This is a genomic window from Nocardia sp. NPDC005998 (genome assembly GCF_040614395.1).
Classification (GTDB): domain Bacteria; phylum Actinomycetota; class Actinomycetes; order Mycobacteriales; family Mycobacteriaceae; genus Nocardia.
The window spans coordinates 588,756-607,982 of the sequence record NZ_JBEXUI010000002.1; the positions used below are offsets into that span (position 1 = coordinate 588,756).

14 protein-coding genes and 1 pseudogene are annotated in these 19,227 nt (G+C 64.9%); 8 read left to right on the top strand and 7 right to left on the bottom strand.

What is annotated here, in order from left to right; genetic code table 11:
- Nucleotides 1-2: 2 nt before the first annotated feature.
- Together ABZ293_RS06285 and ABZ293_RS06290 are read left to right on the top strand one after the other, a co-directional pair.
- On the top strand, nt 3-932 hold the full coding sequence (locus tag ABZ293_RS06285) for an aldo/keto reductase (protein ID WP_355177779.1): 930 nt from the start codon (nt 3-5) through the stop codon (nt 930-932).
- 119 nt (nt 933-1,051) lie between these two features.
- Nucleotides 1,052-2,416: a wax ester/triacylglycerol synthase domain-containing protein gene (locus tag ABZ293_RS06290; protein WP_355177781.1), complete on the top strand. Its 1,365-nt coding sequence runs from the start codon at nt 1,052-1,054 to the stop codon at nt 2,414-2,416.
- 119 nt (nt 2,417-2,535) lie between these two features.
- Here ABZ293_RS06290 and ABZ293_RS06295 read toward each other — a convergent pair whose 3' ends face one another.
- Nucleotides 2,536-3,738 (bottom strand): cytochrome P450, encoded by a 1,203-nt coding sequence (locus tag ABZ293_RS06295; protein WP_355177783.1) that lies wholly within the window; start codon nt 3,736-3,738, stop codon nt 2,536-2,538.
- Between the two features lie 108 nt (nt 3,739-3,846).
- On the bottom strand, nt 3,847-4,437 hold the full coding sequence (locus ABZ293_RS06300; RefSeq protein WP_355177785.1) for a TetR family transcriptional regulator: 591 nt from the start codon (nt 4,435-4,437) through the stop codon (nt 3,847-3,849).
- 392 nt (nt 4,438-4,829) lie between these two features.
- Between ABZ293_RS06300 and ABZ293_RS06305 the strand changes: the two genes are divergently transcribed.
- Together ABZ293_RS06305 and ABZ293_RS06310 are read left to right on the top strand one after the other, a co-directional pair.
- Entirely contained in the window at nt 4,830-6,284 is a 1,455-nt protein-coding gene (locus ABZ293_RS06305; RefSeq protein WP_355177787.1) for an AMP-binding protein, read from the top strand.
- Between the two features lie 460 nt (nt 6,285-6,744).
- On the top strand, nt 6,745-7,638 hold the full coding sequence (locus ABZ293_RS06310) for a MurR/RpiR family transcriptional regulator (protein ID WP_355177789.1): 894 nt from the start codon (nt 6,745-6,747) through the stop codon (nt 7,636-7,638).
- Nucleotides 7,639-7,649: 11 nt separating this feature from the next.
- Here ABZ293_RS06310 and ABZ293_RS06315 read toward each other — a convergent pair whose 3' ends face one another.
- The gene (locus tag ABZ293_RS06315) at nt 7,650-9,032 is read right to left on the bottom strand and encodes an amino acid permease (protein ID WP_355177791.1); all 1,383 of its coding nucleotides are present in this window, start codon (nt 9,030-9,032) and stop codon (nt 7,650-7,652) included.
- A 160-nt stretch (nt 9,033-9,192) separates the two neighbouring features.
- On the opposite strand from ABZ293_RS06315, the gene ABZ293_RS06320 reads away from it, so the two are divergent.
- On the top strand, nt 9,193-9,966 hold the full coding sequence (locus ABZ293_RS06320) for an enoyl-CoA hydratase/isomerase family protein (RefSeq protein WP_355177793.1): 774 nt from the start codon (nt 9,193-9,195) through the stop codon (nt 9,964-9,966).
- A 2-nt stretch (nt 9,967-9,968) separates the two neighbouring features.
- Nucleotides 9,969-12,137, top strand: a complete 2,169-nt coding sequence (locus tag ABZ293_RS06325; protein WP_355177795.1) for an acetate--CoA ligase family protein — start codon at nt 9,969-9,971, stop codon at nt 12,135-12,137.
- A 379-nt stretch (nt 12,138-12,516) separates the two neighbouring features.
- Here the strand turns inward: ABZ293_RS06325 and ABZ293_RS06330 are convergent, their stop codons facing one another.
- Both ABZ293_RS06330 and ABZ293_RS06335 read right to left on the bottom strand, forming a co-directional pair.
- Entirely contained in the window at nt 12,517-14,223 is a 1,707-nt protein-coding gene (locus ABZ293_RS06330; RefSeq protein WP_355177797.1) for a hypothetical protein, read from the bottom strand.
- Nucleotides 14,214-14,555 (bottom strand): hypothetical protein, encoded by a 342-nt coding sequence (locus tag ABZ293_RS06335; RefSeq protein ID WP_355177799.1) that lies wholly within the window; start codon nt 14,553-14,555, stop codon nt 14,214-14,216. The genes ABZ293_RS06330 and ABZ293_RS06335 overlap by 10 nt, the downstream gene beginning before the upstream one ends.
- Nucleotides 14,556-14,820: 265 nt before the next feature.
- Here ABZ293_RS06335 and ABZ293_RS06340 point away from each other — a divergent pair.
- Together ABZ293_RS06340 and ABZ293_RS06345 are read left to right on the top strand one after the other, a co-directional pair.
- Nucleotides 14,821-14,983 (top strand): annotated as a pseudogene (locus ABZ293_RS06340) (enoyl-CoA hydratase); the annotation flags it as partial.
- A 34-nt stretch (nt 14,984-15,017) separates the two neighbouring features.
- On the top strand, nt 15,018-15,587 hold the full coding sequence (locus ABZ293_RS06345) for an HYD1 signature containing ADP-ribosyltransferase family protein (RefSeq protein ID WP_355177801.1): 570 nt from the start codon (nt 15,018-15,020) through the stop codon (nt 15,585-15,587).
- A 161-nt stretch (nt 15,588-15,748) separates the two neighbouring features.
- Here ABZ293_RS06345 and ABZ293_RS06350 read toward each other — a convergent pair whose 3' ends face one another.
- Both ABZ293_RS06350 and ABZ293_RS06355 read right to left on the bottom strand, forming a co-directional pair.
- Nucleotides 15,749-17,977 carry a hypothetical protein gene (locus ABZ293_RS06350; protein WP_355177803.1) on the bottom strand — a complete coding sequence of 743 codons (2,229 nt, stop codon included), beginning with the start codon at nt 17,975-17,977 and terminating at the stop codon, nt 15,749-15,751.
- A 316-nt stretch (nt 17,978-18,293) separates the two neighbouring features.
- A complete protein-coding gene (locus ABZ293_RS06355; protein ID WP_355177805.1) occupies nt 18,294-18,995 on the bottom strand; it encodes a MerR family transcriptional regulator in 702 nt (233 codons plus the stop codon).
- Nucleotides 18,996-19,227: the final 232 nt, after the last annotated feature.

Here is a 19,227-nt window from a genome sequence, read left to right on the forward strand (position 1 = left end):
GCATGACCGCCGAAGCACAGTCCCGTCCCGCCGCCGCCTCGGGCACCTTCGCCCTCGGCGGTGACCTACCGGTCCAGCGCCTGGGCTACGGCGCCATGCAGATCACCGGCCCAGGCGTCTGGGGCGAGCCGAAGGATCCGGATGAGGCCGTACGCGTGCTGCGCCGCGCCGTCGAACTCGGCATTACCTTCATCGACACCGCTGATTCCTATGGTCCGTTCGTCAGCGAAACCCTCATCCGCCAGGCGCTGCATCCGTATCCCGACGATCTGGTGATCGCCACCAAAGCCGGGCTGACCCGGCCAGGTCCCGGCGACTGGCGTTCGGTTGGACGGCCCGAATATCTACGCCAACAGCTCGAACTGAGCCTGCGCCATCTCGGCGTCGACCACATCGATCTGTTTCAGCTGCACCGGATCGACCCGAAGGTGCCCCTCGCCGACCAAATCGGCGAGCTGGCATTGCTGCAGCAAGAGGGCAAGATCCGGCATATCGGCGTCTCCGAGGTATCCGTCGCAGGGCTGAAGCAGGCCCGCAAGATCGCCGAGATCGTCTCGGTACAGAATCAGTACAACCTCGTCAACCGGAGCGCGGAAGACGTACTCGAATACGCCGAGGCCAACAACATCGCCTTCATCCCGTGGTTCCCCATGGCCACCGGCGATCTCGCGCGCCCCGGCGGTCCACTGGACACTCTCGCGCGCCCCGACGCCAGCCCGTCCCAGCTCGCGCTGGCCTGGCTGTTGCGGCGCTCGCCGGTCATCCTGCCCATTCCGGGCACCTCGAGTGTGGCGCATCTGGAGGAGAACACCGCCGCCGCCACCATCACGCTCACCGATGACGAATACGCCGCACTGTCCGCGGTGAGCACTCCCGCACCGGGAGGCAGCGGTGGTTGGCGTTCCCTGCTGCCGAAAATGTCCCGCGGCTGAGGAACGAACGCCGGTCCCCAGTCGAACACGGCTGGGGACCACCAACGCCGACAGCCGATTTCAGTTCCGCTCAACGTGGTGGCAGAGTGCAGCAAATCGGATCGACGAGAGCAACATTCATGCATGAATCACAGCTGGTGGCCAATGACGCCGCCTACTACTATCTGGCCCGCTCGGGGCGGGTCACCGACTGGCCGATGTGGTGGGCGTTCGATAACGAGACCGGCGCGCCGCCGACCGCCGCGGAAATCGTCGCCCACTTCGACGAGCGGGCCGAATTGCTCGCACCGTTGCGCCGCAGCATCCGCGAGGTGCCGGGCGGGCTCGGGCATCCGTACTGGGTGGCAGACGACAGTCCGATCGCTGCGCACATCGTCACTCATGATGCGGCACAACTGGATTGGGCTCAGTGCCTGGACGAGATGGGACGCGTTCTGGCGCAACCGCTGGACGCACGGGTCAGCGCCTGGCAGCTGCACGTATTTCCGAATGTGGTCGGTATCGCCGCGCTGAGCGGCGCGGGCACCGTGGTGCTGATGCATATCAGTCATGCCCTGATGGCGGGTCCGGCCATGACCTCGTTGTCGGAGGCCTTGTTCGCCTCGGCACCGTTGCGGATCGATGGGCTCGGTCCTGCTACGACGCGTCCACACCTGGCGCTCACCGCCGTTGGTGGGGCGCTGCGCTGGCCGCTGCAGGTGCTGGGTTTCAACCTCCGCCTCCGGGGCGAAATGCGCCGGATCGCCCGCGAGGGCGATGACGGCGGGCCGAGTACACCACCGGTCAGCCCGACCGTGCTCAACCGGCGAATCGGTGCGGGACGCGCCATGCGCACCATCCCCTTGGACCTGCAGGACGTGCGGGTTCCGGGGATTACCGTGACGGCCATGGGGTTGACCGCGATCTCGCGTGCCGTGCAGCGCTATCTCGAAAAGCGCGATGGCACATGCCCCGACGATCTCGCCGCATTGGTGACCATCGCGGTGCCCGACGCCGAGGTCATGGGTGTCAATCGCGTGGGTGCCGACGCGGTCGCCCTGGCCGCGGGTGAGCCCGACCTCGCCGATCGCGCGCGAGCCGTCGAGGCCACCTTGCGCGAGCGCCGCCGCTCGCCATCGAGCCGCCGGGAACTGGGCCGACTCGCACTGGTCGACCGGCTGCCGAGCCGTGTCTACCGGGCCAGGTTCGGTACGCTGCCGCCCGCGGATCCGAACGCGCCCGCGCTCGCACATACGATCCTGACCAGCATCAGGTGCGAGCCGACCGCCGAATGGTCATTGCTGGGCAAGCCGTTTCGCTTCGCGGGCATGCTGCCGCCGGTGTACCCGGACATCGGTCTGGCGCATTCGTTCGTCGGCGTTGGCGATAGCTTCACCGTATCCGTGGCCTGCGATCCGGGGATAGTCCCCGACCTCGACGCCTACCGCGACATCCTTTTGGAATCGCTCCGCGACGTCGCCGCTGCTCTCGGCGAGTCGGAGTAACCGAGGCAGTTCAGTTCTTCGAAGCGAGTCAATTGGTGGTTGCGGATGCGGTTTTGATCAATGACTCGGCTCGACGAACCGAACTGCCAGTAGCGGGGCCGAGTTCGACGCCGAGGCCCCTACCAGCTCACCGGTAGGGCTTTCGGGCCGCGAACCAGTAGACCGGACTTCCATGGCACCTCTTCGATCGGTACCGCCAGGCGCAGGGTCGGGAACCGCCGCAGCAGCGAGTCGAGCGCAACTTGCAGCTCGACCCTGGCCAGTTGGGCACCGAGACAGTGGTGCGCGCCGTGCCCGAAGGCCATGTGCGGGTTGCGTTCTCGGGTGAGGTCCAATTGCTCGGGATCGTCGAAGACGGCCGCATCCCGGTTGGCGGCCTGGGTATTGACGAATACCGACTCCCCGGCCCGGATAGTGACGCCGCCCAGTTCGAGGTCCTGGGTGGCGATTCTGGGAAATGAACCGCCCGAACCCAATGGGACGTGGCGCAGCAGTTCCTCCACCGCGCTCGGGACGAGTTCCGGTCTGCCGCACAGCAATTCCCAGTGCCCGGGCTCGGTGAGCAGCACATAGGTGAAGTTGGCGATCTGGTTGGCCGTGGTCTCGTGGCCCGCGATGAGCAGGCTGATACCCAGGTTGACCAGCTCCGCCTCGTTCAGCCGGTCCTCATCATCGCGCGCGGCGACCAATGCGCCGAGCAGATCGTCGGTGGGCTGCTCCCGGCGCTGTGTCACCAATTCGGCCAGGTATGCCTCCAGGCCCGCCCGTGCGGTGCCGATCTGCTCACGGGTGTGCGCCGTGGTGGACATCACCGTATCGGAGAAGTCACGGAAGCGGTGCTGGTCTTGCGCTGGGACACCGAGCATTTCGCAGATCACGGTGACCGGCAGCGGCAATGCGAGCATTTGCACCAGATCGGCGGGTGGGCCGGAGCGCTCGATTTCGTCGAGCCGCTGGTCGACGATCTGCTGGGCGCGCGGACGCAATGCCTGGACCCGGCGGCCGGTGAAGGCCTTGACCACGAGTCTGCGCAGCCGGGTGTGCTCCGGCGGATCCATGCTGAGTAGTGAGTTGCGGCGCGCGGGCTCGGGCGTTGCGCGCGGAATGTCCTCGCGGTCGACCGCCGCGGCGCGGCTGAACCTCGGGTCGGCGAGTACCAGTTTCACGTCCTCGTAGCGGGTCACCAACCAGCCATCGCCGCCGTAGGGCAGCCGGATGCGGCTGATCGGCTCCTCTCGGCGCAGCCGAGCGAAGAGCGGATCCATTTCGAGGCGGACCGGGGTGCCGAAGGGGAAGCGGCGTACCTCGTTGTCGACTGGCATGTGCGATCTCCCTTCCGCGACGCAGACGGTGGGCGCCCGAGTCATGTAAGCAAGTGCTTACAATCGATGTTAGGAAGGCGGCATCGGCCCGTCAACGGTTGAATCTCGTTACAGCGGTGGGAAATTCACATCTACACGCTCCAGTAGCACCCGCGCGGCGCGCAGCACATGTTGGGCAACCGCCGCCGGATCGGCGCTGGCCAGTGGTTCTCGGCGATGTACGGAGCGGACCAGCCCGATGCCGAGCAACCAGGCGAGCAGCAGATCGGCGCGCAACTCGGCATCTGGGCCGTCGGTGAGCGCGGAGAGCGCGCGGGCGTATTCGTCGCCCAACTCGCGGCGGATCGCCGCCGCTCCTTCATCGTGTCCGCTGGAGCGCAGCGCCGCCTGCAGCCAATGTCCCTGTGCCGCCGAGCCGCTCGGCTCGAGCGCACGTGACAGCAAGCGGCCGAGCAGACCATCGACCGGCCCGTCCTCCAGTACGCGTCGTCCCCGATCGGCGATCGCCGCCCGGAACAGTTCATCCTTACTGCCGAAGTATCGGAACAGCAGCGCCTGATTCACCCCGGCGTGCGTGGCGATTTCACGCACCGTTGTGCGCTCGTAGCCGCGTTCGGCGAACAACTGTTGCGCCGCGGTCAGAATCGCGGTTCGTGTCGTGGCCGAATCCCTTTTGCGGCCGACGTTCTCACCAGACATGTGCCCTCCGGTTGATCCCAGACAGAGCAGCGTAAGTCCCGCGATGAGCGGGACCAAGTGCGGCTCGGTCGACCGTGTCGAGGTATTCGTCCCGTTCCCAAAAATGGGAACGAGGATTGTGGGCATGCTCGAGGTGCGGCGGTAATGTTGGGCACCTGGCGCCGCTAAGAATTGGACCTCGACGGTGGTGCTGGAGCTGTCACGATGCGGAAGGCGTTGGTCGCGCGGACTTCGGGTTCCATTGCTCACCTCTTGTTCCCCCTTGCCGGGAGGTGCCGGGGATAACTGCTGCGATCGGCGATGGGTGCCGTTTCGTGACCCCACTCCCGTTGTGGATTATCGAATTCCGCAACGGGAGTGGGATATCCATCGCGCCATCGGAAGGACAATTGATGGATGCCCTCGATCGGCCGTTTCTTGTTTCCGCCGATGCGGATCCGATCTTGTCATTCGGTCAGCTCGAGGCGTGGGCCGAATCCGTTGCGTGGTGTTTGAAGAGAAATGGCGTCGGTTCCGGTGACGTGGTGGTCACCGAACTACCGAATTCACCGGCCTTCGCGGCGGTAATGTCGGCGGTCTGGAATATCGGTGCGGTATTCGCGCCGGTGGATCCGCAGCTGAGTGCGCAAGAGAAGCGCCAGATCTTGGCGCTGGCCCGGCCCAGCGTGGTGATCGCGTCGGCCCCGGGGCCGATCGAGTCGCCGACGCTATTGTGGCGCAACCCGTTCGAGCCACCGGCGCACATCGAATGGATCCCGTCGCAGGTGGCGCGCAGACATCAATGGGCGCCGACGGTGCCCGACCCGCCGGTGCACGAAGGCGACCGGCTGATCCTGTTCACCTCCGGCTCCACCGGAGCACCAAAGGCGGTGGCGCTCTCCGAGGCCAATATCGCGGCCGGAATATCCGCTGTCGCAGATCATTTCGCCCTCACACCGGAGGACCGCACCATCGCGCTACTGCCGTGGGCGCAAGGCCACGGTCTGTTCGCGAACCTGATGGCGACCCTGCGCAACCGGTGCACGGTGGTGCTGCCGTCCGCGAGCGAGATGCGCCAGTCGCACCGGTTGCTGGATTCGGCGACGCCCACCTGGCTCACCGTGATGCCAGCACAGCTGGCCGGTCTCACCGCCGGGCTGGTGGCCTCGCGCAAGCGGGCGCGCGGTATGCGTTTCCTGCGCACCGCCTCGGCACCGCTCTCGCGCCTTGCGGCCGAGCGCGCGGAACGCTTGCTCGGCTGCCCGGTTGTCGAGGCCTTGGACCTCGCCGAGACCAGTCACCAGGCGGCGGCCGATCCACCGTCGTGGGAGCGGGTCCCCGGCACCGTCGGCACACCGACCGGTGTCGAATTCCGCCTGGCCGGTGCCGAATTGGCAGGCGGGCACGAGCTGGAGGTCCGTGGTACGGCACTGTTCAGCAGATATGTCGGCAATCCGGCGGCCACCGCGGCGGCCTTCACCGCGGACGGCTGGTTGCGCACCCGCGATGTGGCCCGTCGGGAACGCGACGGACGCTTGCGAATCCTGGGGCGGCTCAGCGAAATCGCGCACCGCGGCGACCATACGGTCGCACCGGTCGATGTGGAGTCCGCGCTCGACGAACATCCCGATGTCGTCTCCTCGCTCGCCACGCGCGTACCCCATTCCCGCCTGGGCGATGACATCGCCGCAGTCGTCCACCTGCGCAAGGGTGCGCAGACCACCAAACGAGACATTGTCCGGCACTGCCACGCACACCTGGCCGACCACCAGATTCCCGGCCAGATCCGCTTGGTCACTCAGTTGCCGAAATTGCCGAATGGAAAGCCGAGCCGTCGCATGGCGGCACAGTTGTTCGAGGTCGGCTGAATGGTCATTGCAATCTTCTGAGGATCGGTCGATCCGGCACTGAACAAGGCCACGTCGGCGTCGCCGAGGCTTGTGCCTCGGTCAACTGATCGGTCGCTGGCGACGGCGGCGCCCATGGGCGTATGGCTGCAGGTTGTGGCGGCGGATCTGGCGGAGTCGATGGTCTGTTCGCGGGTGTGGTAGTAGTTGCGGACAGCAGTCTGCTTCGACTGCCCGCCGCATGTTTGCCAGCTGTGCTCGTTGTCGGATTCCGGCGCGGGAGCCCAGTGGTGATGCGTTCAACGTGTTGAGCGCCGCGAGTCCGGTTATGAGCAGTTGGGCCATTGGTCGGTGGACACCCGGGTAAAGACATGGCTTTCTGGGTGGTGAAGCTGCGTGGCCTCGAGGACCAGCGGAGTCGGCTAACTTGGCAGATAACCGCATGTGCACGCAAGCGGTGCGAGGCTGCGGAGGAGGTTCGGTGGATACGAACGCGGAGATGACGACGGGTTTAACGAGCTTCGACGAGCTGGCCGTGGAGATACGTCGCAGGATGGATTCGCTGTCCGCCGCGCACAAGAAGCTGGCTCAGCGGGTGCTGTCGGATCCCGAAGCGGTGGCTTTTATGACTGTCTCCGAGCTCGCGGGCGCGGTCGATGTCAATGAGGCGACGGTCGTGCGGTTTGCTAATGGTCTGGGTCTGAAGGGGTATCCGGGGCTGACGCGACTGTGTCGCGAACGGTTGCAGGAGCAGGCGCAACTGTTGCGCCGCTTCGACAATCTCGAGCACCTCGTGGCCGAAGGTGTCGGGATGCGCGAACAGACCGTGGCGCTGGATCAAGCGAATATCGCCCGCACGTTCGCGCGCATCGACGAGGCGATGTGGGATTCGGCCGTCGATCGGCTGGCCCACGCTCCCCGAGTGCACGTGATAGGTCTGCGCAAGTGCCATGCCCCCGCGTATCTGCTGACCTACCTGCTGCGGATGCTGCGCGAGGATGTGTCGGCGATAGATGCCGCTGCGGGAACGCTGACCGATGAACTGCGCCGGGTGCGTGCGGGCGATTGTTTCGTGGCGATGTCGATCCATCGATACAGCCTCGACACCGTGCGTGCGGCGCAGTGGGCTCGACAGCGCGATGCCCATGTCATCGCATTGACCGATACCGCCCTATCGCCGCTGGCGGTGTCGGCGCACGATACGTTTTACATCGATGCCTCCAGCGCCAGCATCCTGCGATCGATGACCGCCTTCGTCTCCCTCGTCCAGGCAATGACGGGTGATGTCGCACGAATCCTGGGGCATGAAGTGCGCCCGACACTGCTCGAGGAGGAAAAGCTGCTGGATGAGTTCGGCATCTATGCCACCGATTGACATCGGCGCGGTCAGCTATCCGCCGTGGCCAGCTGCGCCACACCGGCCCGGCGCTGATGAATCAGGCCGGCCGTGACCGCGGTCGCGGTGACCAGGAGGGTCAGCGCGAGCGGCGTACGGGTACCGGAGTTCAGGGCCATTCCACCGACGATGGCCAGCAGGACGACGCCGACTGCGTACGACAGGTATGTGCCGCCCCACATCTTCACCGGCAGTGCGGTGATCTGCGCCGCGGTCTTACTGCGACGCCCCGCGATCTGGGTGGCGCAGATGCACAGGTAGACAACGACCGCGACCGCACCCGAGGAACTGAGCAGGAAGGTGAAAACCGCTCCGGTGGGCAGGAAGTAGTTCGCCACGACCGCCAGGAATCCGGCGCTGGAGGCGGCGAGAACACCGGCGACAGGCACCCCGGATCGGGCGGTCCTGCCCAGTACGCGAGGGCCTTCACCGCGGCGCGAGAGCGAGAACAGCATCCGCGATGACGAGTAGAGACCGGAGTTCAGGCACGACAACACCGCCGTGAGTACGACCAGATTCATGGTGGTCCGCGCGCCGGGAACGCCGAGCAGGTCCAGCACCGCGGTGTACGGGCTCTCCGTGACTTGCGTTGCGTTCCATGGCAATAGCGTGACGACAACAAATATCGAGCCGACGTAGAAGATCAGGATGCGTCCGGCGACGCTGCGCATGCTCGCGCGCACCGCGCTGACCGGATCCTGTGCCTCACCCGCGGCGATCGTTACCAGCTCGGTGCCGAAGTAGGAGAAGAACACCGTCAACGACGCCACGAGCAAAGGCGTCAAGCCATTCGGGAACAGACCACCGTGCCCGAGGAGGTTGGTCGTTCCCGGCGCCTGGTGGTGTGGAAGCAGGCCGCAGATGGCCGCGACGCCGATTCCGATGAACGCGACGATCGCGATGACCTTGATCATGGCGAACCAGAACTCGAAACGCGCGAAAGAAGTTACCGCCGCAAGGTTTACGCCGGTCAAGGCGCTCATGAAGATCAGGGAATATAGCCAGGTCGGCACCGACGGCAGGAGCTGATTGGCGACCGCCGCGCCGGCAATGGCCTCGAAAGCGACTGTGACACACCAGTGATAGGCGTAGACCCAGCCCACTGACAGTCCGGCCCACGTGCCGAGTTCACGGGAGGCGTAGCTCGAGAACGATCCCGTTTCGGGGCTGGCTGTCGCCAGCTCCGCGAGCATGCGCATTACCAAGATGATCACCAGGCCGGTGAGTAGGTAGACGATGACAATGCCCGGGCCTGCCGCGGAGATCGCTTTGCCGCTGCCGACGAACAACCCGGCGCCGATCACTCCGCCGATGCCGATCATCGTCAGCTGCCGAGTGTTGATGCTGTGCTTCAGATTTCCCGAGGTAGGCACGATGCCTTCTTCCATGAACCGTGGGCCGTCGCCCGATAGCTAGTAGTGACATAAAACACGCCGAACCGACGATGGCGCAATATGGATTGCAAAATATGTCGAATCTGCAAAATGTATGGCATAGTGCAGATGTCGACCCGCCGAAGAAGAAGTGAGGCCCATGTCCACCGTGCTGGTGAGCAGATCCGGTTCCATCGCAACGCTCGTTCTCAACCGCCCCGAACGGCTCAACGCCGTCAGTGCAGAGCTGTACCGGACGCTGGTCGACGAACTGAATGCCGCCGACTTCGATCCGGGTATCCGATGTGTCGTCCTCACCGGTGCCGGACGGGCGTTCTGTGTGGGTGCCGACCTCAAAGCGCACAAGTCCGGCACCATGACTCCTGCGGAACAGGCGCGCTACATCGAGCTGGGCCAGCGCGCCTGCGAGCAGATCCAGACGATGGCCACCCCGGTGGTGGCGGCGGTCAACGGATATGCACTCGGTGCCGGCGCGGAGCTGGCCGTCAGCGCGGACTTCCTGGTCATGGCCGAGGACGCGCAGATGGGGTTTCCCGAGGTGAGCATCGGCACCTTCGTCGGTGGTGGCGTCACCAACCGGCTTCCGCGTCTGGTCGGTCTGCGTAGGGCCACGGACATGCTGATCCTCGGAGAGCGATTCACCGGTCGGCAAGCACTCGATTGGGGGCTGGCCCACTCCGTGGTGCCTGGGGACCTCCTGCTCGGATCGGCCCAAACGCTCGCCGAAACCCTGGCGGCGAAGGCGCCACTCGCGCTGGCCCGGATGAAGACGGCGCTGCACCGCGATGACCCTCTCGACGTCGCGCTGGCCACCGAACCGCGCGACCTTCTCGCATTGATGGCCACCCGGGATTGGGCCGAGGGCGTCGCCGCATTCGCCGAACGCCGCACCCCCGTCTTCGAGGGAAAGTAGAGATGACCAGCATCGACGACCGCACGCCCAGCCTCGGGGCGCCCGCACGCACGGCGCTGGAGCGGCTGTTCGACCCGCATTCCATTGCCATCGTCGGCGCGTCCGTCAACCCGGCCAAGCGCGGCTTCCAGGCCATCCGCGCCCTGCAGCAGTCCGGCTACGCCCATCTCATCTACCCGGTCCACCCGACAGCACCGAAGATCCTCGGTCTCGAGGTGTACTCCTCGATCGATCGGCTCCCGTACGGCATCGATGTCGCGCTGATCGCGTTACCCGCCGCGGCGGTCCCTGACACGCTGCGCCAGTGCGCCGCCGCTGGTTTCGCCGGAGCTGTCGTGCTCGCCAACGGTTTCGGAGAGATCGGGGGAACCGGCGCCGAACGCGCCGCCACGCTCGCAGCGGTGATCGCCGAGACCGGCATTCGGGTCATCGGGCCGAACACCTCGGGTCTGCTCAACGTCACCTCGGGCGCGAATCTCATTGGCCTCGAGGATGTTCCGTGTGGCCCGATCAGTGTGATCACGCAGAGCGGGAATATGCTGCTGTCGCTGGTCAACGATGATCGGGCGATCAAAGGCCCCGGTTTCCACGTCTGCGTGGGATTGGGTAACCAGGCCGATATCCGGTACGACGAATGTCTCACCGAATTCGTCCGCGATCCGGGTACGGGCGTCGTGGCCATTCATTCCGAGGGATTCGTCGACGGAAGGTCGTTGCTGGTCGCCGCCGCTCGTGCGGTGGCGGATAAACCGGTTGTCGTGCTGCGCGGTGGGCGTTCGGAGGTAGGGCGCCGCGCCGCGCGGTCGCACACCGGCTCGATCGCCGGATCGGACGCCGTGGCGACGGCCGTGCTGCGGCAGGCCGGGGTGGAGCTCGTCGAGCGCTCCGACGAGCTCGCGGTTGTCGCGGGCGCCCTTGCCAATTGCGCCCCGATCGCCCCGGGGCGCAAGGTCGCGATCCTCAGCGACGGTGGGGGGCACGCCACGCTTGCCGCCGACGCTCTCGTCGCCCGCGGCATCGAACTGGCCCGGCTCGGCGAGCGGACCCAGAAGCGGCTGCGGCACCTACTCGGCGCTACCGCGGCCGTTGCTGGTCCGGTCGACGTGGCCGGCGCCACTGACACCGACCCATTGGTGTTCGCCGAGGCCGTCGATATCCTCATGCGCGATCCCGAGGTCGGTCTGGTGTTGATCATCGGCCTCTATGGCGGCTACCACCTGCGGTTCGACCCAGTGCTGCGCTCGATCGAGGATGCCGCCGCCGGATTGTTGCTCACACTCATCGCCGAACACAGTGTCCCGCTGGTGGTTCAGAGTTGCTACGCCGGTCTCGACATCGCCAACCACGACCGCCTGCGGGCCGGTGGTATACCGGTGATCAGCTCCATCGATCACGCCGTGCGGGTCGTGGCGGCCCTGGAGCGGCGTGGTCGCCTGATGGCGACTGCCCCCCAACGCTCCGCGCTCGTACTTCCGCCGCCGGCCCCCGCCATCTCCGGATCGGGACTCCTCGATGAACCCACCGCACGGCGGGTGGTCGCCGCCGCCGGAATCGACCTCGGCGCATGGACTTTTGCACGCACCGTCGACGATGCGGCTGCAGCCGTCGCTGACTATCAGCAATCGTGCGCGCTGAAAGTTGTTTCCCCGCAGGTCATCCACAAGTCCGAGGTGGGCGGGGTCCAGGTCGGTGTAATGGCCGCCGAGGCGGCCCAGCACGCACAGGCGATCATCGACTCTGTCCATGCGCATGTGCCCGACGCCCGCATCGATGGGATGATCGTTGCTCCCATGGCCGATGCTGGAGTCGAGCTGCTGGTCGGCGCAACCCACGATCCGATTTTCGGGCCGGTGGTGGCCTTCGGTAGTGGTGGGGTGATGGTCGAGGCATTGCAAGACGTCACATTTCGCGCCGCGCCCTTCACCGTGTTCGAGGCGCTCGAAATGGTCGACGAGACGATCGCTGCCCGCATGCTCGACGGCTACCGTCATCTCCCGGCGGTCGACCGGCAGCAGCTGGCGCGATTTCTGGTCCGCGTCGGCGATTTCGTAGCCGCGCATCCGGAGATATCCGAACTCGATTTCAATCCGGTGATCGCGTCCGGTTCCGGCTTAGTTCCGGTCGATATTCGAATTGTATTGCGCGAGAACACCAGAGATGACAATGGCTGACCGCTCCGCATCGACCGTGTCGGTCATGCCGTCGTCTGGGTGGGTGCGCCGGACCCGGGTCGACCCGCAACCAACAGGCTCCGGAGGCTGTGCGTTCAAGAGTTCGCCACTGCTTCTCTGGTGGGAGACCGATCGATCTCCGGCCGGTTGGTGCTGCGGCGGATAGATTTTCGAGTGTTAGCCGCCACCTGACCCGCTGGCCCGCTATTCGAAGATCATGCTGTGCTCGAACGCGGCTCGCCCCGTGCGCTCGCCGCGAGCGGACTCGATGGCCCAACGACATCTGCGGATTCGGTGTACCGGCTCCGATGGCCGTGTCGGATCGTAGTTTCCGCCTCGCGCTTTCCTGCCTGACCATCGAATACTGAGTGGCATAAGGCTATTCAGCTCGGCGGCGCTGGTCGGCATTGTCGGGTGCGCAAAGAGTTGGGCTGCTCGCACAAGGTGGTGGCGAGTCCGGCTTCGCACCGGCAGCGCGGATGTTACTCGTGGTGTTCTGATCCGATTCGAATGGCCGGTCGCCGCGACGGCGGGTGGGTCCTGCATCATTCGGCTCGAGATTCTCGGCTGGCACTTGGGGGGTTCGTTTGGTCTTCGACCATGGTGTTACCAGCGGACTCCGTTCGACCGAGCGCGCGGTTGATGGCCGAGAAGTGCTGGACGGCAGCGATTTCGAGGGAGTCGCGCGTGGTGCGGGTGCAGGTTCGGGGCGCGCCCACGGGGTAGTCGATGTCGAAGGATTCCGCTGTCCAGAAGGCTGCCGCGCAAATGGTCCAGCTCGGCCATCGGATGCGATCAGTTCGGTCGCCGACTCATGTTCGCGACGATCGGCGCCGTCGCCGAAGTGAGAACGCCCGTCGGTCCCGGCGGGCGCGGTAGCGGTGATCCGGTCTGCCCGACCGTCGGGTCGGGCAGACGCGTATTCGGACGAGGTTTCGGTGGTTCCGTGCGGTGGTGTGCCATCGAGGCGAGCATGCCCGTGCTCGACCCGGCCCGAATACGAGTTCGCCGTGGATCCGGCTGCCGAAGGGGTCCCCGTATCGGCGGCCATCGGGCTCGTCGAATTCGCATGACCGCCGTGCGAGACCGGCGAACCGTCCACGGGCGCATATGATTCCCGCTGCGTGCTGTCAGGATATCGACGCTCGGGCATGTCCGCGGCGCTGGGGCTGCCGCGGTCGGCAGTAGGAAGATGTGCCGGCGAATGTCCGGCGTCGGGCGCCGGCAGCTCCATCGACCAGGGTCCGGCGATACCGCGCGGCAACTCCAGCGGACCGTTAGGAGCGGACGATATGCCGGGATCGGTGCCGACTCGTGACAGGTTGGTCGGCGCCGCCGAAGTGCTCGGATCGTCGATGCCGTCCGGCCCGCGGGTGGTGAAATCTAGCCTCGCCACCTCGTCGGCGAAGTCGGCGGCGTGCCGCATGATCTCATCGGCATGGGCGGCAAGGACTTTGGCGTAGCGCATGACCTCGTCGGGCTCGACATGTAGTGGCAGCGCAGACGAACTGCTGGGCGGCGGGACTCCCAAAAGATGGCTCGCCGCGTCATAGGCGATGCCATTGATCATTCTGTCGACGGTGTGTTCGAGCGGTTCTATGGCCTTGCCGATCACCTCGGCGACGAGGTAGCCCAACAGATTTTGTTCCATTTGATCGCATATCCGCCGCGCCGCCGCCGCGAGGGTGGGCCCGGCGGCAGGCCCTGCGGGTGTGGCGATGACCGCGGCGTAGCTCACCGCCAGTGCGGCAAGCTCGGTCAGCACCGTGACTTTGACCATGGTGATCACGTCCGCCGCGATATCCAATGCCGTCGCCACGACCTTGCACGCCACGTCGAGGTCCGCCATTTGCGTCGCACTCATCCGCCCCCAGGTCGCGAGCAGTTGTTCGTATGAATATCCGGAATAGACCGAGCCCATATCGTTGATAACGCCGGTTGCGGATTCATGCGTGTCCCGGACTTTCGCGGCCAAGTTCTGCACCTGCCGCCCGAGCGTACGCACATCGTCTTCATTGACATCCGGGTACTGAACACCACAGAAATTGAGGAAGAGCGCGACTTCGTGCGGTATTTCTATCGCCACGTCCGGAGCTCCATTGCTCGAGCCTGTACTGCATAGGAAATGCCGTCAGCGTCGCCGATCAGGTGGGGATGGGCCCACACCGTAGCTGACTGTTCGGAGGGGGCAGTGTGTGCCGCCACTGTGCGTTCCGCGGCCGTCGACAGCCCGGCGAGCATGTGTGTCACCAGGATGGTGACGAGGTCGCTGGGGGTAGGCAAAGGCGATGTCCGGCCCCGCTGCGGGATCTCCTTGCCGCCGCCGACTAACAACCGGACGCCGATGGCTTTGCCGATACCGATCATCGTCAGCTGGCGAGTGCTGATGCTGTGCTGCAGATCGTCCGAGGTTGGCACGATGCCTTCTTCCGTGGGCGGTCACCCGACGGCGGGTAGTGATACGAACATGGCTCACACGATGAATGAAATAGAGTTTGCAAGCATAGTATATATTGCAAAAATTATGGCATAGTGAACCTGTCGAGCTGCCGAGTCGGGCAGCCCGGCGCCACGGATCGCGGGTCGTGCGGGTCGGCCGATCTGCTTGTCCCGCAACGCGTCTGGCAGCGATCAGGAGGAAGTGAGGCCTATGTCCACCGTGCTGTTGAGCAGATTCGGTTCCGTCCTGGGGATGACGAAGCGACTACTGTGCGAGGGCCGACAGCAGAGCCTGGACAGCCACCTCGGGATATCTGCGGCGATGCAGGCGGCCGCTCACCGTACCGAAGATCACCGCGAAGCCGGTCACGGTGATGCTGGAGCGCAGGCCACCCGCCTGCACTGGCCGACGAGTAGACGGCGATCGATCGGCCAGGTGCCGTGAGCACGCCGATCGCGCGTCTGCTGACGCGGGTTACCCGCGATATCGCGGCGACGTTCCAGCGCGGTGGTAAGGCGGTGGCCGAAAGAATCAGTCGCACAGCGAAATACACGTCGGAGTCCGCGGAGACATTGCGTGCGGCGGATGGGAAGTTCGGTTCGATGGGGCCAATGGACTTCGGGCCGGATCGCAGCGTCGAGCAGTATGCAGGCCTGTCGGCGGCGGGTACCGGTCAACGGCCGCCACGCATCATGTACCACTACACGTCCGCCCATGGCTTGGAAAACATTCTCCGCAGCGGCAAACTTCGGCCGTCATGGGGACCCGGCGCCCGCCGCGGTCAATTCCTGACCACCATCGCGCCGGGAACTATGCCCGACATCGAATTGGCGGACCGCATCGGCCTTTCCCCGCATCTGTCGCATTACGTCGCGCTCGACGTGAACCGGTTGCGGTGGAAGAAGCCCCTCCAACTCGAGAACGGGAACTATCTGATTCGCCACCGACGAGCACTGCGAATCGGCCGGCTAGTCGTAGGCTCCGGCGAGAACCCCGTTGTTCCCATGTGAGCTGCTTCGGTCATCGAATTGATGCAAAATATATCGCCGCTGCGCACGTGTGGTACCGGACCGGGTTCCTGGCTCACTGCGGCAGAGGGGGCTTGCGCCCGACCCAAGCCGAGAATTGTCGTTGGCGAATCATTTGCGGTCGTAGCCGATCTCGGCGAGCGCTAGAACGTTGGAATGGCCTTGGACGGTGTGAGGGTGCTGCTGCCTGTCCAGTATTCGGGTAGCGCCATCCTCTGTAGGATTTCGGAGGCTCCGGCGAAGTTCTCGGCCTCGGCGGCGGCCAGGTATTCCCGACTGAGATGGACATTGATGAATCTGTTCATCAACGCGGCGCGGTCCCTGGTTACGGTGCCGGTCAGGCCGGGCAACGCGGTCCCGGTGCCCGATACGACATCCCGAATGGCATGGATCACCGGTTCGTTGGGGTTGTTGAAGTAGTTACGCAGGAAATGCTGCTCCGGTGCGGTGAAGCTGCTGAACTGCAGGTCGGGATCGGCGAAGCGACGTTCCGCGAGCCGGTGCGCGGTCCGCTTGAACAGCGCGACATTGGCCGGCGTCGCGCCCAGCTTGAGTACGCCGAGCGAGGCGATGGCCTGTCCGACATGCTTGTCGCCGTCCCACATATTCGGCCCCCAACTCGTGCGGTAGTTGTAGGCCTTGATGGCGTTGGTCCGCATTTCCTTATCGGTGAATCCGGCACTGAACAAAGCCGCTTCGGCATCGCCGAGGCCGGCACCGCGGTCGATCAACCGATCGATCGCGACCGCGGCGCCCATCGGTGTATGGCCATACGTCGCCGCGGCGGACCTGGCCGAGTCGATGATCTGTTCGCGCGTGCGGTAGTAGTTGCGGATCCAGCCGAACCGGTCCGCCTCGACCGCCATCTTCATATTCGCCAGCTCCGCTCGCTGTCGCATCCCGGAGCGGGAACTCAACGGAGATCGTCTGCGGCCCATGAGATATTCGGTCACCGGTGATGCGTTCATCGTGTTGAGTGCCGCGAGTCCGGTGATCAGCCGCTGGGTTCCGGACATGCCACCCGCTGCGGCCATGGCTGCGCCGCCGCCACTGGGTTGGGCGGCACGTCCGGTCGCGAGTACACCACTGATCTGACCTGCTATCCGGCCGGGTGCGGCGGCCAACCTTCGGCTCATCCGACGCAGCAAGACGATTCCGACGAGCATGAACGATCCACCGATGAAGATCACCGCGATGCCGTGGCCCTGCGCCTGTTTGAACACATCGCCGAGAACGAGGGCGTAGATGCCGAGATAGAGGGTAAAGGCGACCATCTTTCCGGCCGATACAAAGGCATCAACGAGATTGCGCAGCAAGAAGGTCTGGCTCGGTCCATAGATGTATCCGCCCGCGGCGAAGCCGAAGATGGCCATGAACGCGTGATAGACCGCTTCCGCCGCGGCCACCACGATCTTCCCGGACAGATATACGCCGAACATCAGCAGCACGGCGGCGAAAACCAGCAATAGCAGGCCGGTGCAGATCTGGCCCGCGTTGGGATTCTGGCTCTTGGTGTACGCCGCGACATCACCACAACGTTTCAGTCCGCTGGTGACCTTGTCGTCGCTGCCGGCCAATACACCCTCCGACCACGCTGCCCGGCACGCTGGTGAGTCGTCCACGACATGGCCGAAGTTCCACACCTGCAGTGGATAGCGCACGAAGTTGTCGGCGAGTGTGCCCTCGATCGAATCGACGATCACATGTGGGCTCGGGGTCGATTGGCCGTTGAGACCCGCGGCTACCGCCACACCAACATCGCGTCCCTGCGCGAGCAGCCCATCCGAGGACAGGACATCGGCCATCGGATGCGCCAGGTAGGGCACGCTGAACAATGCGACACCGATCATCGTCACGACCTGAAGCGTCGCCTTGGCGAAATATCCGCGGACGATGAACCAGCCCACGGGTACTCCACCGACGGTCACCGCGAGCACCAGGATGACGGGCGTGCCGACTTGTCCGGCGAGCGTATCGGCGACCCGGCTCAGCGGCTCCGCGACCAGGTCGAGCCAGCGAAAGCTGACCGCGTAGTCGATTACCCAGATACTGGTGACCTCGGTGCCCATGAACCCCGCGAACTCCAGATCGAGCGCGGTCGACAATGCGGCATTCCCGGGATGAAAGACGTTCCCGTGATTCGTGGCGAAGACATAATTGGCCAGCGGTACGCCGTGTGAATCCCGGACATTCATCCAGCCGACAGCATCGATCGTCGAAGACCCGGCGGCGGTATCGGTCCCGGTCTGCGCCGTCGCCACCGCACCGAGCGTCATCGGAACAACGAACAGTACGAACACGCCGAGCAGCAGGCGGGCGGTAATTCGCCGCAGCCGGGTCGCGCCGCACCAGTGCGCGCATCGATGGATCATCGCACGCGGTCGCCAACGCGCCGTATCCCAGAATTCCAAGTCCGACAACGCAACTGGGCGGTCGCTCCTGCCCGACCCGAGTCGCGTGCCAACGAGACTATCCGATCGCCCGAACACGCGTACAAACATAATGGTCGATCGAATACCGAAAACCCATTGGGCTCAGGGTGATTCGTATAGATCTCGTATGAAATCCGGCGGCCGCTGCCGACCCTACATCAATTCAGCAATGTGCTGAATATCATTGTCCATCGAAAACCCGATGTGCGTTCGCATCGCCGATTATCCGCAGCGTTCGAGCCGAGGGAATTCGATATCAGGTCGGCGGCAGTTCGGAATGTCTGGCGAACGCCTGATCGATCAGCTCCGACGTGGCGCGCGTGGCGATCAGCCGGGCGATGGCCAACTCCGATTCGAGTTTGGCGCGATCCTTCGGAGTGCGCCCGGACTGCTCATAGGCCTGGCCCGCCAGGAAGTAGAACAGCTGGGTCGCATATTGATCGGCAATCTGATTGCAATCGGCTCTGAGCCGCTCGATCAGTTCGAAGGCGTCGCGCGCGGGGATACCCGCATCGACGAGTCGGGTGGTCAGGTCGCCGCAGCGCGGATTGGTCACCCGATAGGCCTCGTGCGGATCGCCGGTGGTGGCGAGTGCCTGCTGCACGTATTCCGGAAGTTCCGGTGGTGCCTGCGCGCGCTGCGCACGGGGGGAGCCGGGCGCAGCGACCGTCGTCGGCTCGGAGACGGACTGGTCGTTGACGCCGAGCACCTCCGCCAATCCGTCGCCACGATCCCAGGCCTCGAGTAGTTCCCGAATCCCGTTCAACTTCATGCCCCGACTGAGCAGACGGCTGATCGTCTGCAATCTGTTGAGGTGATCCGACCCGTAATAGCCGATGCGCCCCCGAACATCGGGGGAAGGGAGGAGTCCTCGCTCGTGGTACACGCGAACGCTTCGCACGGTGGTATCGGCCGCCCGCGCTAGTTCGTCGATCGTGTACTCGGACTCAACAGCCATATCCATAGGAAACCACAATTCGCCCCTTAGCGGATGGCCCGCGAACAAATGTACCGTTGCCTAACGATACGCCAGGATCACATGTTGGTCAACGTGCCGTTAAGTAGCGGCAGAAACGATTGCCGAGGAGCCAATCGTGGGTTAACGTTCGTGGGCCGGCAATCATCGCTGGCCCTTCCGGGGACTGTTGAGCAGCCCCGATGACCGCCCGACCAATGGGCCCGCGCAACGG

Bases quoted from the DNA above. Each gene is read 5' to 3' on its own strand.
- ABZ293_RS06285 (WP_355177779.1), top strand. From the start codon at position 3: ATGACCGCCGAAGCACAGTCCCGTCCCGCCGCCGCCTCGGGCACCTTC.
- ABZ293_RS06290 (WP_355177781.1), top strand. From the start codon at position 1,052: ATGCATGAATCACAGCTGGTGGCCAATGACGCCGCCTACTACTATCTG.
- ABZ293_RS06295 (WP_355177783.1), bottom strand. From the start codon at position 3,738: ATGCCAGTCGACAACGAGGTACGCCGCTTCCCCTTCGGCACCCCGGTC.
- ABZ293_RS06300 (WP_355177785.1), bottom strand. From the start codon at position 4,437: ATGTCTGGTGAGAACGTCGGCCGCAAAAGGGATTCGGCCACGACACGA.
- ABZ293_RS06305 (WP_355177787.1), top strand. From the start codon at position 4,830: ATGGATGCCCTCGATCGGCCGTTTCTTGTTTCCGCCGATGCGGATCCG.
- ABZ293_RS06320 (WP_355177793.1), top strand. From the start codon at position 9,193: ATGTCCACCGTGCTGGTGAGCAGATCCGGTTCCATCGCAACGCTCGTT.
- ABZ293_RS06325 (WP_355177795.1), top strand. From the start codon at position 9,969: ATGACCAGCATCGACGACCGCACGCCCAGCCTCGGGGCGCCCGCACGC.
- ABZ293_RS06350 (WP_355177803.1), bottom strand. From the start codon at position 17,977: ATGATCCATCGATGCGCGCACTGGTGCGGCGCGACCCGGCTGCGGCGA.
- ABZ293_RS06355 (WP_355177805.1), bottom strand. From the start codon at position 18,995: ATGGCTGTTGAGTCCGAGTACACGATCGACGAACTAGCGCGGGCGGCC.